We start from the raw sequence: 17,393 nt of genomic DNA, 5'->3' as shown, positions 1-17,393 counted from the left end.
TTTTGATCACCGGCATGAGCCCAAGGGTGATAATTCACCATCCCGTTGGCTAGACTGAAGGGCCAGGGAATCCACCATTTCTGCCGAGCAAGGATGCAGCGCCGCTTATGAAGACGTTCTGGGGACTGCGTACCAAGTCGACGCTGGCACTGCTGACAGCCTGTGTGGCGGCACTGATTCCAGCGCTGCTGATTGCCTGGCAGGCGCTGGATGATGTACGACGCCACTTCGCTTCCGGCTATGCCGAACAGTACACCCTGCTGCACATGCAGCGTATCCTGACCCCGATCTCCCGGGATCTGGCGTTGTCACGCCGTCTCGCCGACTCGGTTGTCACCCGTGAATGGCTGGCCGACCCGGATGATCCCCGGTTGCGCCGACGTTTCTTTGAAGAAGCCGCCGGCTATCGCGAACAGTTCAGCGACGATGCCTACTTCATCGTCGAACACGCCAGCGGCGATTATCATTACAACTCCGACCAGCAGGAGTTCAGCAGTGCCCCGCGCTATCAGTTGTCCCCGAATGACCCGGCCGATGACTGGTACTATCATACCATCCAGAATCCGGCTGCCTACACCATCGACGTCAGCCAGGACCACAAGCTGGGCGTCACCAAGGTCTGGTTCAACGTCAAGATACGCCAGGATGGCAAGCTCCTCGGGCTGACCGGTGGCGGCATCGACCTGGGCAGTTTCCTGGATCGCTACATGCGCAACAGCCCGACCGGACTGACCCCCATGATCATCGACAAGCAGGGGCTCATCCAGGCACACCCGGATCGCGAACGGGTCACCGTGGGCACGGACGACACCCTCGCGGGGCAGGAGCAGGCGAGCCGACTGCACGACCTGCTGGACGATCCGCAGGATCGCGAAGAGCTCGACGGCATATTGCAAAAGGCCCTGCGTCAGCCCGGTAATGTCCGGATCCTCGAGGCCAGCATGCAGGGCAGGCCGCATCTGCTCGCCGTCGGCTACCTCCAGGAGCTCGACTGGATGCTGGTGACGGCCGTCGACCTGCGTGCCACTCCCGTGATCAACGAGCGCTGGCTGTGGCCCATGATACTGGGACTGCTGGCCGTACTCGGCGTCCTGGCCCTGGTCTTTCTGTATGCCAGCAACCGGCTGATTCTGCGCCCGGTACAACGGCTCCAGCGTTCGGCCCGGGCGCTGGCGGATGGCGGCGAGCACACGCCCCTGCCCACCAGCCGACAGGATGAAATCGGCCAGCTGTCACGCACCTTCTCGTACATGGCGGAACGCATTGCGCGTCATACCCAGGATCTCGAGGAGCGGGTACAGACGCGTACCCAGGAGCTGATGCAGGCCAATCAGGAAATGCAGCAGGCTCGGCGCGAGATCGATGCCTCCATCGAGTATGCCAGCATCATTCAGCGTGCCATCCTGCCCAACCGGCGGCTGGCGGCGCGCCTGCCGGACCAGCATGCGGTGCTCTGGCGGCCGCGGGACACCGTCGGCGGCGATGTCTATGTCTTCCATGCCGACGACCAGGGCTACCTGATCGGCCTGGTAGACTGTGCGGGACATGGTGTGCCCGGCGCGCTGATGACCATGCTGGCGCGAGCCATCATCGATAACGCCATCCTGCGCCACGGCCCGAGCGACCCGGCGGCCCTGCTCAACGAAACGGATCGTCAGATTCGCGCCACCCTGCATACCGGTTCCCAGCTCAATGTCATCGCCACGCACATGGATGCCGGGCTGGCATGGGTCGAGCCACAGACATCGCGCCTGACCTTTGCCGGGGCCAAGATGACGCTCTACGCCACCGACGGCCACCAGCTGGAGTACCATGACGGGGGCAAGCGGGCGCTGGGCCAGAAACGCATCATGACCTATCGCAACCAGACCCTGCCATTACACCACGACTGGACCTATACCCTGTGTACCGACGGGTTTCTGGATCAGGCCGGCGGAGAGCATGGCTTCGGCTTCGGCCACTCGCGCCTGCACGATATGCTGCAGCGTCACGCCAGCGCCCCCCTGGACGAGCAGATTGCCGCCTATGAAGCGGAGCTCGAAGGCTATCGCGGCAACTTGCCGCAACGCGACGACATCACCATGCTATGTTTTCGGTTCGACGCTGCCTCGACGACCTATCGTCAGGATGCGTCCGACACATCACGAAGCAACGAGAAGGACGCAACATGAACCTTTTGACCCTGCGCGAGAACTATCTCAAACAGCGCATCATGCTGTGCTTCAATGGCCCGATCTCGCGCAGCCTGATCGAAGAGATCGGCAATGCCCTGCGCAACTATCTCAACACTCAGGAAGCCGCCCCCTCCTCGGCGATGGATGTTTTCTCGGTGTATATCGAGATGACCCAGAACATCCGCCACTATGCCGGCAGGCAGGGCTATGATGACGAGCAGGCCACGGCGACCGTGGCGGTGGCCAGGGATGACGAGGGGCATTATCTGGTGTCCGCCGGCAACCTGGTGGAACTCGAGGATGGCAAGGCTCTGGTCGAGACCGTGGAAAACCTGGCAGGCCTCGATGCCGTCGAGCTGAAGAAAGCCTACAAGCAACAACTGCGCCGCCCGCGTGAAGAAGAACACAGTGGTGCCGGGCTGGGCTTGCTGGACATGGCACGCAAGTCGACACGGCCGCTGCAGGCGTCCATCGAGCCATTGCCTTCCGGTCGCGGCTTCTTTAGCCTCACAGCCACTATATAACGGTCAAAATGCTCATGCTTGAAGATCTGAATATTATCGGCAGCCAGTCCACCCCGACGATTCAAAGCGACTGGCAAGGCGGGCGCCTTTACATGTGCGGGGACTCCTACCCGGAGAACTCCTACGAACTCTTCGGCCAGGTCATCAACTGGACCGAAACGTTTCTCGGCGATGCCAGCCACGGGCTGCATCTCGAGCTGGAACTCGTCTATCTCAATACCAGCTCGGTCAAGGCGATGATGGACATCTTCGACCTGCTCGAAGACGCTCACCAGGGCGGCAGAACGGTCAGTGTCACCTGGCGCTATGACACGCGTAACGAACGTATTGCCGAACTCGCAGAAGAGTTTCGCGAGGACTGTACCTTCCCCTTCGATATCACTCCACAGCAGGCCCAGGCGTGACTAAGCCCCAGCCCAAGCTCTTGCAGCATGTCGAGGAACTGCTCCAGGATGCGGCGCACCAGGACAGCCCCCTGCGCGAGCCGCTGGCACAGCTGTATCAGCATCATCTGGAACAGCAGGAAAAGCTCGAGCGCCTGATCACCATCGCCGATGGCTATCAGCAGAGTGCCCATGAAGATCTGCACCTGACACGCGAGCAGCTCGAGCAACAGATACGCCGCCAACAGAAGCTGTCGCGCATCGCCGATCGCTACCAGGCGCTGCTGCGCGAGCGCAACCTGGCGCTCAGGGCCGCTTCCAGCGTCGACCCCTTGACCGGCCTCGCCAATCGGCGGCGGCTCAATGAGCAACTGGAACAGTGGCATGCCACCGCCGAACGCCATCAACGCGCCCTGACCCTGGCCATGCTCGACATCGACCGCTTCAAGAGCGTCAACGACAGCTTTGGCCATGGCACCGGAGACAAGGCGCTCGAGCTGCTGGCCGGCGGACTCCAGGAGTCGCTCCGCGCATCGGATATCTGCGGCCGTTGGGGCGGCGAAGAGTTCCTGTTGCTGCTGCCCGAGACCTCGCTCACCCAGGCGACGCCGCTGATGGAGCGACTGTGTCAGCACCTGCGCCAGCTGCAGATTCCTGTCGACGATGACCGGCATATCGCGCTGACCGCCAGTGTCGGCGTGGCCGAGCACCGCCCCGGGGACGCTATCGACGCCACCATCAAGCGCGCCGATCAGGCCCTGATGGAAGCCAAGCACCAGGGCCGTGACCGATGGAGTGCCGCCCCCGCCTGAGTCACCGACGCCCGCGACCAGGGCCTAGCCTCGGCCCACGCGAGATGCCAACCGCACCGCGTAACGAAGCGATTTGCATGCGCAGGCATTTAAGCAGTGCTTCCCAAACGCAAAAGGGCACCCGAAGGTGCCCTTTCATGCGCATCAAGCGACATCCGGCCGTTTTACCAGCCAGTTGCCTCCTTGAGGGCATCACCGATCTCGGCCAGGGAGCGGACTGTCTTGACGCCAGCCGCTTCGAGAGCGCCAAACTTCTCGTCGGCGGTACCCTTGCCGCCGGCGATGATGGCACCAGCGTGCCCCATGCGCTTGCCGGGAGGCGCGGTGACACCGGCGATATAGGCAACCACCGGCTTGGAGACGTTCTCCTTGATGTAGGCCGCCGCTTCTTCCTCGGCCGTGCCGCCGATTTCGCCGATCATGACGATCGCCTCGGTGGCCGGGTCCTTCTCGTATTCCGCGAGAATGTCGATGAAGTTGGAGCCCGGAATCGGGTCGCCACCGATACCCACGCAGGAAGACTGACCGAAGCCATGGTCGGTGGTCTGCTTGACGGCTTCATAGGTCAGGGTGCCGGAACGCGACACGATACCGACCTTGCCGGCCTGGTGGATATGTCCCGGCATGATGCCGATCTTGCACTCATCCGGCGTGATGACACCCGGGCAGTTCGGGCCGATCAGGCGCACGCCCAGCTCGTCGCACTTCATCTTGACGTCGAGCATGTCCAGTGTCGGGATGCCCTCGGTGATGCAGACGATCAGCTTGATGCCGGCATTGGCGGCTTCCAGAACCGAGTCCTTGCAGAACGGCGCCGGCACATAGATCACGCTGGCCTCGGCACCGGTCGCTTCGACGGCTTCGGCCACGGTATTGAAGACCGGCAGCCCCAGGTGTTCCTGGCCGCCCTTGCCCGGCGTCACGCCACCCACCATCTTGGTGCCGTAGGCGATGGCCTGTTCGGAATGGAAGGTACCCTGGCCACCGGTGAAACCCTGACAGATGACCTTGGTGTTCTTGTCGATGAGGATGCTCATTACTTGCCCTCCGCTGCCTTGACGACCTGCTGAGCCGCATTGGTCAGGCTGGTAGCAGCGATGATGTTCAAACCACTGGCGGCCAGTTTCTCGGCACCCAGCTCGGCATTGTTACCTTCCAGGCGAACCACGACCGGGACATTGACGCCCACTTGCTCGACGGCCCCGATGATGCCTTCGGCGATCATGTCGCAACGCACGATACCGCCGAAGATGTTGACCAGTACGGCCTTCACCGAGGTATCCGAGAGGATGATCTTGAAGGCTTCGGCGACGCGCTCCTTGGTGGCACCACCCCCCACATCGAGGAAGTTGGCCGGCTGACCGCCATTCAGCTTGATGATGTCCATGGTACCCATGGCCAGGCCTGCGCCATTGACCATGCAGCCGATGTTGCCGTCCAGGGCCACGTAGTTCAGGTCCCACTTGGCCGCGTCGGCTTCGCGCTCGTCTTCCTGAGACGGGTCGCGCATGGCCTGCAGGTCCGGATGACGATAGAGCGCATTGCCGTCCAGGTTCACCTTGGCATCCAGGCAGTGCAGATTGCCTTCCTCGGTGATGACCAGCGGGTTGATCTCGAGCAGTGCCAGATCCTTGTCGTGGAACAGCTTGGACAGCCCCAGGAAGATCTTGGTGAACTGCTTGATCTGATCACCGGACAGGCCGAGCTTGAAGCCGAGTTCACGCGCCTGATACGGCTGAGCGCCGACCAGCGGGTCGATTTCGGCCTTGAGGATCTTCTCGGGCGTCTCCTCGGCGACCTTCTCGATCTCGACACCACCTTCGGTAGAGGCCATGAAGACCACCCGCTGGGTGCCACGGTCGACGACTGCGCCCAGATACAGCTCATCGGCGATATCGGTGCAGTTCTCGACCAGAATCTTGGCTACCGGCTGACCGTTCTCGTCGGTCTGGAAGGTCACCAGGCTCTTGCCCAGCCACTGCTCGGCGAAATCCTTGGCCTCTTCCGGGCTCTTGACCAGCTTGACGCCACCGGCCTTGCCGCGGCCGCCTGCATGGACCTGGGCCTTGACGACCCACTTGTCACCGCCGATTTTCTTGCAGGCTTCCGCTGCTTCCTCAGGGGTGTCAACGGCAAAGCCCTTGGACACCGGCAGGCCGTAATCGGCAAACAGCTGTTTGCTCTGATACTCGTGAAGGTTCATCGATTCATGCCATTGGTTGCATGTGACTCGAACGATGGCCCGGCAAACTCGATGCACGCATCGAGCCCGGACCATCACCGTTCGCTTCCGATACATGGCCGGAAGCGACACGCCACCCGAAGGTGGCGCTTATTGTCTTACTTGCGCTTCTTGCGGTTGGCCATGTGGATCGCATGGCCATCGACCGCCAGCGCCGCCTCATGCACGGCTTCGGACGTGCTGGGGTGTGCATAGCAGGTCAGCGCCAGATCCTCGGCGCTGGAGCCGAATTCCATGGCGATCACGCCCTGGGCAATCAGCTCACCGGCATGCTGGCCCAGAATGTGCACGCCCAGCACGCGGTCGGTCTCGGCATCCGCGATGACCTTGACCTGGCCATCCGGCGCATTGTTGGCCAGCGCCCGACCGTTGGCCGAGAACGGGAATGAACCGGTTTCGACCTTGATGCCTGCGGCCTTGGCATCCTCTTCGCTCATGCCGACCCAGGCCACTTCGGGCGCCGTGTAGATTACGCTGGGAATCGCATCATAGTTCATCTCGGCCTTGTGGCCGGCGATGACGTCGGCCACCATGACGCCTTCCTCGGAGGCCTTGTGCGCCAGCATCTGGCCACGCACGCAGTCGCCGATGGCGAACACGCTCGGCACATTGGTGCGGCACTGGTCGTCGACACTGATGAAGCCGCGCTCGTCCAGCTCGACCCCCACGCCGTCACCGATGACGCCCTTGGTGTAGGGACGACGACCGACGCAGACGATCAGCTTGTCGAAGGTGACTTCCTGCTCGCCCTTGGCGTCCGTGTACTTGACGACCACCTCGTTGTCCTTGATCTCGGAGCCGGTGACGCGGGCACCGAGCTGGATATCCAGGCCCTGTTTCTTGAACAGCTTCTGGGCATCCTTGGCGATGGCCTTGTCGACCATCGGCAGGAAGTCATCCATGGCCTCGAGGACGGTGACCTCACTGCCCAGGCGGCTCCACACACTGCCCAGCTCGAGACCGATGACACCGGCACCGATGACACCGAGACGCTGCGGTACTTCCTCGAATTCCAGGGCACCCGCCGAGTCGACGATGAGGCCCTCGGTCAGCGGTGTGGGCGGAATTTCCACCGGCACGGAACCGGCGGCCACCACGATGTTGTCGGCCTCGTAGGTCGTGGCCTTGCCATCCTGATCGGTGACCTCGACCTGGGTGCCGCCGGTGACCTTGCCAGTGCCATCGATCGCCGTGACGCCATTGGCCTTGAACAGCGCGCTGATACCGCCCACGTTCTTGTCGATGACCTGCTGCTTGAACTCAAGCATCTTGGGCACATTGGGGGTCGGCGCTTCCATGTCGATGCCGATCTCGGCGAAGTGGTCGCGCGCCTCGACGAACTTGTGCGAGGACTCGAGCAGTGCCTTCGACGGAATGCACCCCACGTTCAGGCAGGTGCCGCCATGCACGGTCTTGCCTTCCTTGTTGACCCACTTCTCGACACAGGCGGTCTTCAGACCCAGCTGCGCGGCGCGAATGGCGGCGACGTAGCCGCCGGGGCCCGCACCGATGACGATCACATCAAACTTGTCAGCCATGTCGGCTCCTATCGTTGCTCTTCGCTGAGAGGCTCGTTATCCCGCGGCTCAGACATCCAACAGCAGACGCGCCGGATCCTCGAGCAGTTCCTTGATGGTCACCAGGAATTGTACCGCGTCCTTGCCATCGATCATGCGGTGATCGTATGACACGGCCAGGTACATCATGGGGCGCACCTCGACCTTGCCGTTCACCGCCATGGGACGTTCCTGAATCTTGTGCATGCCCAGGATCGCGGTTTGCGGTGGGTTGAGGATCGGCGTCGACAGCAGCGAACCGAAGATGCCGCCATTGGTGATGGTGAAGGTGCCACCCTGCATCTCGTCGATGCCCAGCTTGCCGTCACGCGCCCGCTTGCCGAAGTCGACGATGCCCTTCTCGACATCGGCAATCTTCATGCTGTCGGTGTCGCGCAGGACCGGCACCACCAGCCCGCGGTCGGTGGAAACCGCAACGCCGATGTCCTGATAGCCGTGATAGACGATGTCGGAACCGTCGATGGACGCATTGACGTCCGGGAAGCGCTTCAGCGCCTCGGAAGCCGCCTTGACGAAGAAGCCCATGAAACCGAGCTTGGTGTCGTGCGCCTTGAGGAAGGTGTCCTTGTACTGGGCACGCAGGTCCATGACTGCCCCCATGTCCACCTCGTTGTAGGTGGTCAGCATGGCGGCCGTCTGCTGGGCCTCGACCAGACGCTTGGCGATGGTCCGGCGCAGGCGCGTCATGGGGACACGCTTCTCGGGACGCTCGCCTTCCACAGCCGGTGCCGCCGCGGCGGCTGCCTTGGCGCCATCACCGGCGGGCTGGTCGGATTTGGCGGATTTCTTGGCCGAGCCATCCTTGACGGCCTTCTGAACGTCCTCCTTGAGCACGCGACCACCCTTGCCGGTGCCCTCGATCTTGTTGGCGTCCAGGTCATGCTCAGCGACCAGCTTGCGCGCCGCCGGGGCGAGGATCTTGTCGCCGACCTTTTCGTCCTTGTCATCACCGCCGGCCTGGTCGGCTTGCGCTGCCTTGCCGCTGTCCTCGCTGGGCGCATCCTCACCGCCGGCGCCTTCGGCAAAGACGGCCAGCACGGCCTCCGACTCGACCTGGCTGCCCTCTTCGGCCTTGATCTCGCTGAGCGCACCATCCGCCGGCGCGACCACTTCGAGGACGACCTTGTCGGTCTCGATCTCGGCCAGCACCTCGTCGCGCTTGACCGCCTCGCCGACCTGCTTGTTCCAGCTGGCCACGGTGCCTTCCTGGATGGATTCCGGGAAGGTCGGGGCCTTGACGTCATGCTGAGCACCGCCGGCGGCCGGCTTGGCTTCAGCGCCGTCGTCGCCTGCGTCGTCAGCTTTGCTCTCGGCCTTGGCCGAGTCGTCGCCCTTCGACTCGCCTTCACCGTCACCGGATGCGGCGGCTTCACCCAGGCGTCCCAGTACCTGCTCGGACTCGACGGTGTCACCTTCTTCGGCTGTCACTTCGGCCAGGGTGCCGGCTTCCGTGGCCACGACCTCGAGCACGACCTTGTCGGTCTCGATCTCGACCAGTAGTTCATCGCGCTCGACGCTGTCGCCGGGCTTCTTGTGCCACGCTGCCACGCTGCCTTCAGCAACGGATTCCGGAAAGGTTGGTGCCTTGATCTCGGTAGCCATGGTATTTCCCTTATATTCTCTCTCGTCCCGGTGGTCGGCCTTACAGATTGAAGGCGTCGTCCACCAACTGGCGTTGCTGTTCTGTATGCACGGACATGTAGCCCGCTGCCGGAGCAGCAGAGGCCGGGCGGCCGGCAAACTTCAGTCGGCCACCCAGGCCCGACTTGAGACGCTCGATGGCGATCCGCATGTGATGCTGACTGGGATACCAGGCGCCCTGGTTGAGCGGCTCTTCCTGACACCACACCACATCGGTGACATTGGCGTAATCCTTGATGGCCTGGTAGAGCTCCTCTTCCGGGAATGGATAGAGCTGCTCGAGACGCAGAATGGCCACGTCATCGCGTGCGTTTTCTTCGCGCCAGTTGGCCAGGTCATAATAGACCTTGCCGGCACACAGGACGATTCGCTCGACTTTCTCGGCATCGCGCTTGCCCTGATCGGGCACGACCATCTGGAAGTGCCCGTGAGCCAGCTGTTCGAGGTCGGAGGTAGCGTCCTTGTGACGCAGCAGGCTCTTGGGTGACATCACGATCAGCGGCTTGCGCAGCTTGCGGATCACCTGGCGGCGCAGCAGATGGAAGATCTGTGCCGGCGTGGTGGGCACGCATACCTGCATGTTGTGCTCGGCACAGAGTTGCAGGAAGCGTTCCAGACGTGCCGAGGAGTGCTCGGGGCCCTGGCCTTCATACCCATGCGGCAGCAGCATGGTGAGTCCACACAGCCGCTCCCACTTGGTCTCGCCGGAAGAGATGAACTGGTCGACCACGACCTGGGCGCCGTTGAAGAAGTCACCGAACTGGGCTTCCCAGACCACCAGATCATTGGGCGCCGTCGTCGAGTACCCATACTCGAAGGCCAGCACGGCTTCCTCCGACAGGAAGGAGTCGTGGATGGTGAAGTCCGGCTGATCCTTGGTCAGGTGCTGCAAGGGCACATAGGTGCTGCCGTCATTCTGATTGTGGACCACCGCATGACGGTGCGAGAAGGTGCCCCGACCGCTGTCCTGACCGGTCAGACGCACCGGATGCCCTTCGTCAAGCAGGGTGGCGTAGGCCAGCGTCTCGGCAAAGCCCCAGTTGGTCGGCATGCCTCCCGCCTGCATCTTGCGACGGTCATCATAGATCTTGCTGACCTGACGCTGAACGGAGACACCATCGGGAATGGTGCACATCCGCGCGGCCAGGTGCTGCAGGCGCTTCATGTCGACACTGGTGTCGGTATAGCCTGACCACTCGTGACCGAGATAGGGCTTCCAGTCGACGAACAGCTCGCTATTCGGCTCCTGCACCAGCGCATTGGCCACATGGTTGCCGGCCACCAGGTCATCGCGATAGGTGTCGACCATGGCCTTGGCTTCGTCCTCGGTCAGCAACCCTTCACTGACCAGGCGCTTGGCATAGACAGCACGCGACGAGGCATGCTCCTTGATCTTGCGATACATCATCGGCTGGGTGCCGGACGGCTCATCGGCCTCGTTGTGGCCGCGGCGCCGATAGCAGACCAGATCGATGACCACGTCCTTCTTGAACTGCTGGCGATAGTCGAGTGCCACCTGAGTCGCATGATGGACGGCGTCCGGATCATCACCATTGACGTGGAAGATCGGCGACTGAACCATCTTGGCGATATCGGTGCAGTACTCGGTGGAGCGCGAATCCAGCGGATGCGAAGTCGTGAAGCCCACCTGGTTGTTGATCACGATGTGGACCGTGCCGCCCGTCTTGTAGGCACGGGTCTGCGACATCTGGAAGGTCTCCATGACCACGCCCTGACCGGCAAAGGCCGCATCGCCATGGACGTTGATCGGCAGCACCTTGCCACCCTCGTCATCATCCCGGCGATCCTGGCGGGCGCGAACCGAGCCTTCGACCACGGGCGCGACGATTTCCAGGTGGGACGGGTTGAAGGACAGCGCCAGGTGAACCTCGCCGCCCGGCGTCATGACATTGGAACTGAAGCCCTGGTGGTACTTGACGTCACCCGAGCCACGCTCGACGACACGCTTGCCATCGAACTCGTCGATCAGCTCCGAAGGATTCTTGCCGAGGATGTTGACCAGCACATTGAGACGGCCGCGGTGGGCCATGCCGATCACCACTTCCTTGGTGCCATAACCACCGCTGCGCTGGATCAGCTCGTCCATCATGGGAATGAAGGATTCGCCGCCTTCCAGGCCGAAACGCTTGGTGCCCGGATACTTGGAAGCCAGGTAGCTCTCCAGGCCCTCGGCAGCGGTCAGGCGTTCCAGAACATGCTTGCGCACATCCTCTTTGAACTTCGGTGCACTGCGAACCGACTCGAAGCGCTGCTGTAGCCAGCGTTTCTCTTCGGTATCGACGATATGCATGATTTCACAGCCGATACTGCGGCAATAGGTCTGCTGCAGTGCCTCCACGATCTCCTTCAGCGGTGCCTTGTCGGCGCCCATGAAGAAGGAACCGGTCTGGAACTCGGTATCGAGATCCGCCTTGGACAACTGATGGAAGGAAAGGTCGAGGTCGGGAACCGGGGTCGGGCTACGCAGGCCCAGCGGGTCGATATCGGCTTTTTGATGCCCGCGCACGCGGTAGGCGTTGATCAGCTGCAGGACCTTGACCTGCTTCTTGTTCTCGCCCGTGTCGGACGAGGCTGCCTGGGCGGTGCGGCGTTGCTGGCCCAGTTGATAGAACTGTTCACGTGTGGGGGCGAGCGGAACGTCCTGGGTGGCGCTGCCATCGGGACTTGGCAGTGTATCGAAGTATTCTCGCCATTCATCGGGGACGGTAGTGGGATCATCCAGATACTGCTCGTAGAGCGCTTCCACGTAATGCACGTTGCTGCCCGTTACGTGAGAGGAGCGCCACATCAACTCCATTATGCCTTGTTGCATCTCTCGGTCACCCTGCACTGATGGGGTGGTATCAGCGTCGCACGGCTCATCCCATACGACATCTTTAGCGGCCACCCAAGGTGGTCTCACCCGTGATTTCGATGGCCGAAAGCCGGTGCACTGGGCACCGGCTTTCGGACGAATCACCGGGTCAGGGCTGCGACCATGCGTCGCAGCTCAAGGCCGGTGAGCATGATAACAAGCCAGTCGCCACGATTTAAGTGGCATTGGCCAGCAACATTTCACGGATCTTGCCAATCGCGCGCGTCGGATTCAGCCCCTTGGGGCAGACTGCCACACAGTTCATGATGCCGCGGCAGCGAAACACGCTGAATGGATCCTCGAGCTCGGCCAAACGCTCCTGAGTGGCTTCATCACGAGAATCGGCCAGGAAGCGATAGGCTTGCAACAGCCCTGCCGGCCCGACGAACTTATCCGGGTTCCACCAGAATGACGGGCAGGACGTTGAACAGCAAGCACAAAGAATGCACTCATAGAGCCCGTCCAGCTTGTCGCGGTCTTCCGGCGACTGCAGCCGTTCGATGGCCGGCTCGGGGTTGTCGTTCTGCAGGTACGGCTGGATGCGCTCGTACTGCTTGTAGAACAGGCTCATGTCGACCACGAGGTCACGAATGACCGGCAGCCCCGGCAGCGGGCGCAGTGTCAGCTTGCCCTTCTTGACCACTTCGGACAGTGGCGTGATGCAGGCCAGGCCGTTCTTGCCGTTCATGTTCATGCCATCGGAGCCGCAGACGCCCTCCCGGCAGCTGCGCCGGAAAGCCAGCCCGCTATCCTGCTCCTTGGCCATGTGCAGAACGTCCAGCACCATGATGTCACGGTCCTGGGTGTCGATCTGAAACTCCTCCATGTAAGGGGCGGAGTCGGTTTCCGGATTGTAGCGGTAAAGAGATACCTGAAGCATGGACATCGTGACTCCCCTTAGTAGGTACGAACTTTCGGCTCGAACATGTCGACGGTCTTGGGCGCGAAGTTGACATCGCGCTGCCCCAGACGCTTCTCCAACGGGAAGTACATCGAGTGTTTCAGCCAGTTGGCGTCGTCGCGATCCGGATAGTCATAGCGCGAGTGGGCGCCGCGGCTCTCCTTGCGTTCGAGTGCCGCAATCGCCGTGGCCTCGGCCACTTCCATCAGATTGTCCAGCTCCAGGGCTTCGACGCGTGCCGTGTTGAAGGCATTGGACTTGTCCGGCAGATAGGCATTGGCAATGCGCTCGCGGAGTTCTGCCAGCTGCTGCACGCCTTTCTGCATGTTGTCTTCCTCACGGAAGACACCGAAGTCGCTCTGCATGATTTCCTGCAGCGCCCGCTTGAGCTCGGGTACGCTCTCGCCGCCTTCGGACTCGTTCCAGCGATTGACGCGACGCATGGCGGTATCGATGTCGTCCTCACTCGCCTCGAGGTAGTCGACTCCCTCGTTGAGCGCCTGCTCGATGAACATGCCGGCGGCCCGGCCGAACACCACCAGGTCGAGCAGCGAGTTGCCGCCCAGGCGATTGGCACCGTGGACGGAGACACAGGCCGCTTCGCCGACGGCATACAGGCCGTTGACGATCTGGTCGTTGCCGTCGCCATCCTGGGCAATGGCCTGGCCATGCACATTGGTGGCCACGCCGCCCATCATGTAGTGGCAGGTCGGCACCACCGGGATCGGCTCCTTGGCCGGATCCACATGGGCGAAGGTCTTGGCCAGCTCGACGATCCCCGGTAGACGCTTGCCCAGCACTTCCTCGCCCAGGTGGTCGAGCTTGAGATAGACGTGGTCGCCGTTCTCGCCGCAGCCGCGGCCCTCGAGGATTTCCAGGACCATGGAGCGCGCGACCACGTCGCGGCCGGCCAGGTCCTTGGCGTTGGGTGCATAGCGCTCCATGAAGCGCTCGCCATCCTTGTTGACCAGGTAGCCACCTTCACCACGACAGCCTTCGGTCACCAGCACGCCGGCGCCGTAGATGCCGGTCGGATGGAACTGCCACATTTCCATGTCCTGCATGGGAATGCCGGCACGCAGCGCCATACCGATACCGTCGCCGGTATTGATCAGGGCATTGGTCGTGGACGAATAGATACGTCCCGAACCACCGGTTGCCAGCACGGTCGCCTTGGACTTGACGTGGACCAGTTCGCCGGTCTCGATATCCATGGCGATACAGCCCACCACGTCGCCGTTGGCATTCTTGACCAGGTCGACGGCGTACCACTCATTGAGGAAGGTGGTGTTGTTTTTCAGGTTGTTCTGATAAAGCGTATGCAGCAGGGCATGGCCGGTACGGTCGGCCGCCGCACAGGTGCGCGCCGCCTGGCCGCCCTTGCCAAAGTCCTTGGACTGACCGCCGAAGGGGCGCTGGTAGATGCGTCCATTGTCGAAACGCGAGAACGGCAGCCCCATGTGTTCGAGCTCGAAGACCGCCTTGGGTCCTTCGGAGCACATGTACTCCGCGGCTTCCTGGTCAGTGATGTAGTCGCCGCCCTTGACGGTGTCGTACATGTGCCAGCGCCAGTCATCGTCCGGGTCGGAGGAGGCGATGGCACAGGTAATGCCGCCCTGGGCCGACACGGTGTGCGAGCGGGTCGGGAACACCTTGGTCAGCACGGCGGTCTTCTTGCCGGACTTGGCGAGTTCCAGTGCGGCACGCATGCCGGAACCACCGCCGCCGATGATGATGGCGTCGAATGTCAAACTACGCATGTTGGACATGAATCAGGCTCCCCACAGAACTTGGATGCCCCAGACCAGAAACACGAAGATGGCCAGGATGATGATGGACTGGGCGGCGACACGAATGCCGGTCGGCTTGATGTAGTCGGTGGTCACGGTCCACAGGCCGACCCAGGCATGCGCGGCGAGTGACACGAAGGCCAGCAGCGAGAAGATGCGCATCCAGGTCTGGGCGAACAGGCCGCTCCAGGCGGCGTAATCCAGCCCGGGGGAAAACAGCAGATAGCCGACGAGAAACAGAGAGTACAGCGCCAGCACGATGGCCGAGGCTCTCTGGAGAAGCCAGTCGGAAAGCCCACTGCGCCCAAGGTTAGTGATATTGGTTACCATACCCAGACTCCCGCCAGAATGATCAGGAGCGCACTCACCACGACGGTGATCTGCGCTTTCTTGACGCCACCTTCCAGCGTCACGCCGATGTCGATATCCATCAGAAGGTGCTTGATGCCGGCCACAAAGTGGAATGCCAGTGCCGACAGCAAGCCCCAGGCAATCAGCTTCGCCAGGAAGTTGGTCGCCAGTGCGTCCTTCACGCTGGCGAAACCTTCGGGCGACGAAAGCGACGCATCCAGCGCCCAGAAGCCAAAAATCAGTCCAATGAAGAGAATGACGCCGGTAATGCGATGCACAATGGACGTCAAGGCGGGGAGTGGAAACTGTATCGTGGACAGATCCAGATTTACGGGTCGTTTGCTATTCACGGCTCTATACACACTCTCTTGGCCCGCCGCCGGGCAACTGGGCGTGCCCCGAAGCGGGCGGTGGTTTCGGGAAGGGGCAATCAAGACCGACGCGGCCACGATCACCGTTTCCTGCCAGTCGCGGGATTAGATTATAGGGCGCTGCACAATCCCTGACAAATCAGGGCCCAATCGCGCCCGCCTGCCACACTGCAATGCGAAAAAATTCATTTTCCTTCTACTGCGGGGTTCATCAGGCAGACGCAGACGGAAAACCGCGCCACGCATGGTGCGGAGCACAATTTTTTGTACCAAAACCTTACAGAATCCGCGTTTTTGTCAAACCCAGCACTCCAATGGACCAATTGACAATCACGAAGACGCTTCTATAGTGGGCAAACCTTTTGGCCGATGGGTCCTGAAAGATAGCGGCTGGTCGGCTCGATACAGAATACGCAGAGGAGGCCAGCATGGCTGATAGGAAAGCGACTTTGACGGTAGATGGCCTGGACGAGCCGATCGAGCTGCCGATCTATTCCGGCACACGCGGACCTGACGTGGTCGACGTCCGCAGCCTCGGCGCGGAAGGCCTCTTCACCTACGACCCGGGTTTCATGGTCACCTCCTCCTGCTCGTCAGCCATCACCTACATCGACGGCGGCAAGGGCATGCTACTGCACCGTGGCTATCCCATTGACCAGTTGGCCCAGAACTCGGACTTCGTCGAGCTCAGCTACCTGCTGATGTTCGGCGAACTGCCGAGCGATGCCGAATACCAGGAGTTCTCCAGGCGCATCACCGCGCACACCATGGTCCACGAACAGCTCGCCAACTTCTTCAAGGGCTTTCGTCGCGATGCGCATCCGATGTCCATCCTGTGTGGCGTGGTCGGCGGCCTGGCGGCCTTCTACCATGATCACCTGGACATCACCAAGCAGGAAGATCGCGAGATCAGCGCCATTCGCCTGATTGCCAAGATGCCGACCATTGCGGCCATGTCCTACAAGTACAACATCGGGCAGCCATTCAATTATCCTCGCAACAACCTGAACTATGCCGAGAACTTCCTCTACATGATGTTCAGCAACCCCTGTGAGGATTACGAGATCAATCCGGTCTATGCCAAGGCCATGGACCGCATCTTCATGCTGCATGCCGACCATGAGCAGAACGCCTCCACCTCGACCGTTCGCCTGGCGGGCTCCACCGGTGCCAACCCGTTTGCCTGTATCAGTGCCGGCATCGCGGCACTCTGGGGGCCGGCACATGGCGGCGCCAACGAGGCCGTGCTCAACATGCTCGACGAGATCGGCGACGAGAGCGAGGAGAATATTCAGCGCTTCGTCGATCGCGCCAAGGACAAGGAAGACTCCTTCAAGCTGATGGGCTTCGGCCACCGCGTCTATCGCAACTTCGACCCGCGTGCCAAGGTCATGAAAGAGACCTGCGACGAAGTCCTCGAACAGTTGGGCCGTGCCGACGACCCGCAGCTGCGCATCGCCAAGCGCCTCGAGCAGATCGCGCTGGAGGACGAGTACTTCATCGAGCGCAAGCTGTACCCGAACGTCGACTTCTATTCCGGCATCATCCTCAAGGCCATGGGCATCCCGAAGAACATGTTCACCGTGATCTTCGCCGTATCACGCACCATCGGCTGGATCTCCCATTGGCACGAAATGATCAGCGACAGCTACAAGATCGGCCGTCCGCGCCAGCTGTACGTGGGTCATGACAAGCGCGACTACCCCGCCGAGTAAGTCTCGCGGCACTGTCAAAGCGCATTGCATCCAAGGC

General features: G+C 61.7%; 14 protein-coding genes. 5 read left to right on the top strand and 9 right to left on the bottom strand.

The genetic code is table 11. The features are described from left to right. Nucleotides 1-107 precede the first annotated feature (107 nt). From siaA to siaD, 4 genes are read left to right on the top strand one after another with little or no spacing between them, the layout of a single operon-like run. Entirely contained in the window at nucleotides 108-2,171 is a 2,064-nt protein-coding gene (gene siaA, locus HHA01_RS03360; RefSeq protein ID WP_141317713.1) for a biofilm regulation protein phosphatase SiaA, read from the top strand. Beyond that, entirely contained in the window at nucleotides 2,168-2,698 is a 531-nt protein-coding gene (siaB, locus tag HHA01_RS03355; protein ID WP_141317711.1) for a biofilm regulation protein kinase SiaB, read from the top strand. The genes siaA and siaB overlap by 4 nt, the downstream gene beginning before the upstream one ends. 14 nt (nucleotides 2,699-2,712) lie before the next feature. Then, nucleotides 2,713-3,102: a biofilm regulation phosphoprotein SiaC gene (siaC, locus tag HHA01_RS03350; protein WP_141317709.1), complete on the top strand. Its 390-nt coding sequence runs from the start codon at nucleotides 2,713-2,715 to the stop codon at nucleotides 3,100-3,102. Then, on the top strand, nucleotides 3,099-3,893 hold the full coding sequence (gene siaD / locus HHA01_RS03345; RefSeq protein WP_170214825.1) for a biofilm regulation diguanylate cyclase SiaD: 795 nt from the start codon (nucleotides 3,099-3,101) through the stop codon (nucleotides 3,891-3,893). Before siaC ends, siaD begins: the two co-directional genes overlap by 4 nt. Nucleotides 3,894-4,057: 164 nt before the next feature. Here siaD and sucD read toward each other — a convergent pair whose 3' ends face one another. From sucD to sdhC, 9 genes are all read right to left on the bottom strand, one after another. Beyond that, the gene (sucD, locus tag HHA01_RS03340; protein WP_141317705.1) at nucleotides 4,058-4,930 is read right to left on the bottom strand and encodes a succinate--CoA ligase subunit alpha; all 873 of its coding nucleotides are present in this window, start codon (nucleotides 4,928-4,930) and stop codon (nucleotides 4,058-4,060) included. Continuing rightward, nucleotides 4,930-6,096, bottom strand: a complete 1,167-nt coding sequence (gene sucC / locus HHA01_RS03335; RefSeq protein ID WP_141317703.1) for an ADP-forming succinate--CoA ligase subunit beta — start codon at nucleotides 6,094-6,096, stop codon at nucleotides 4,930-4,932. The genes sucD and sucC overlap by 1 nt, the downstream gene beginning before the upstream one ends. A gap of 137 nt (nucleotides 6,097-6,233) precedes the next feature. Then, nucleotides 6,234-7,673: a dihydrolipoyl dehydrogenase gene (gene lpdA, locus HHA01_RS03330; protein ID WP_141317701.1), complete on the bottom strand. Its 1,440-nt coding sequence runs from the start codon at nucleotides 7,671-7,673 to the stop codon at nucleotides 6,234-6,236. A 48-nt stretch (nucleotides 7,674-7,721) separates the two neighbouring features. Further along, the gene (gene odhB / locus HHA01_RS03325) at nucleotides 7,722-9,314 is read right to left on the bottom strand and encodes a 2-oxoglutarate dehydrogenase complex dihydrolipoyllysine-residue succinyltransferase (protein WP_141317699.1); all 1,593 of its coding nucleotides are present in this window, start codon (nucleotides 9,312-9,314) and stop codon (nucleotides 7,722-7,724) included. A 40-nt stretch (nucleotides 9,315-9,354) separates the two neighbouring features. Next, the gene (locus HHA01_RS03320) at nucleotides 9,355-12,186 is read right to left on the bottom strand and encodes a 2-oxoglutarate dehydrogenase E1 component (protein ID WP_141317697.1); all 2,832 of its coding nucleotides are present in this window, start codon (nucleotides 12,184-12,186) and stop codon (nucleotides 9,355-9,357) included. A 217-nt stretch (nucleotides 12,187-12,403) separates the two neighbouring features. After that, complete coding sequence (locus HHA01_RS03315) at nucleotides 12,404-13,114, bottom strand: succinate dehydrogenase iron-sulfur subunit (protein ID WP_141317695.1); 711 nt, start codon at nucleotides 13,112-13,114, stop codon at nucleotides 12,404-12,406. 11 nt (nucleotides 13,115-13,125) lie between these two features. Further along, entirely contained in the window at nucleotides 13,126-14,898 is a 1,773-nt protein-coding gene (gene sdhA / locus HHA01_RS03310) for a succinate dehydrogenase flavoprotein subunit (protein ID WP_141317693.1), read from the bottom strand. A gap of 3 nt (nucleotides 14,899-14,901) precedes the next feature. Beyond that, nucleotides 14,902-15,249, bottom strand: coding sequence for a succinate dehydrogenase, hydrophobic membrane anchor protein (sdhD, locus tag HHA01_RS03305; RefSeq protein ID WP_141317691.1), 348 nt, complete (start codon nucleotides 15,247-15,249; stop codon nucleotides 14,902-14,904). After that, on the bottom strand, nucleotides 15,243-15,620 hold the full coding sequence (gene sdhC, locus HHA01_RS03300) for a succinate dehydrogenase, cytochrome b556 subunit (protein WP_218023777.1): 378 nt from the start codon (nucleotides 15,618-15,620) through the stop codon (nucleotides 15,243-15,245). The genes sdhD and sdhC overlap by 7 nt, the downstream gene beginning before the upstream one ends. Before the next feature lie 449 nt (nucleotides 15,621-16,069). Here sdhC and gltA point away from each other — a divergent pair, with 449 nt between their 5' ends. Further along, entirely contained in the window at nucleotides 16,070-17,356 is a 1,287-nt protein-coding gene (gene gltA, locus HHA01_RS03295) for a citrate synthase (RefSeq protein WP_141317689.1), read from the top strand. Nucleotides 17,357-17,393: the final 37 nt, after the last annotated feature.

Source organism: Halomonas halmophila, from assembly GCF_006540005.1.
GTDB classification, from domain to species: domain Bacteria; phylum Pseudomonadota; class Gammaproteobacteria; order Pseudomonadales; family Halomonadaceae; genus Halomonas; species Halomonas halmophila.
The sequence above is the reverse complement of the archived record's forward strand: the minus strand, read 5'-3'. Positions and strand labels throughout refer to the sequence as shown.

Excerpts from the sequence above, each read along its gene's own strand:
- siaA (WP_141317713.1), top strand. The coding sequence starts at position 108 with ATGAAGACGTTCTGGGGACTGCGTACCAAGTCGACGCTGGCACTGCTG.
- siaB (WP_141317711.1), top strand. The coding sequence starts at position 2,168 with ATGAACCTTTTGACCCTGCGCGAGAACTATCTCAAACAGCGCATCATG.
- siaC (WP_141317709.1), top strand. The coding sequence starts at position 2,713 with ATGCTTGAAGATCTGAATATTATCGGCAGCCAGTCCACCCCGACGATT.
- sucD (WP_141317705.1), bottom strand. The coding sequence starts at position 4,930 with ATGAGCATCCTCATCGACAAGAACACCAAGGTCATCTGTCAGGGTTTC.
- sucC (WP_141317703.1), bottom strand. The coding sequence starts at position 6,096 with ATGAACCTTCACGAGTATCAGAGCAAACAGCTGTTTGCCGATTACGGC.
- lpdA (WP_141317701.1), bottom strand. The coding sequence starts at position 7,673 with ATGGCTGACAAGTTTGATGTGATCGTCATCGGTGCGGGCCCCGGCGGC.
- odhB (WP_141317699.1), bottom strand. The coding sequence starts at position 9,314 with ATGGCTACCGAGATCAAGGCACCAACCTTTCCGGAATCCGTTGCTGAA.
- HHA01_RS03320 (WP_141317697.1), bottom strand. The coding sequence starts at position 12,186 with ATGCAACAAGGCATAATGGAGTTGATGTGGCGCTCCTCTCACGTAACG.
- HHA01_RS03315 (WP_141317695.1), bottom strand. The coding sequence starts at position 13,114 with ATGTCCATGCTTCAGGTATCTCTTTACCGCTACAATCCGGAAACCGAC.
- sdhA (WP_141317693.1), bottom strand. The coding sequence starts at position 14,898 with ATGTCCAACATGCGTAGTTTGACATTCGACGCCATCATCATCGGCGGC.
- sdhD (WP_141317691.1), bottom strand. The coding sequence starts at position 15,249 with ATGGTAACCAATATCACTAACCTTGGGCGCAGTGGGCTTTCCGACTGG.
- gltA (WP_141317689.1), top strand. The coding sequence starts at position 16,070 with ATGGCTGATAGGAAAGCGACTTTGACGGTAGATGGCCTGGACGAGCCG.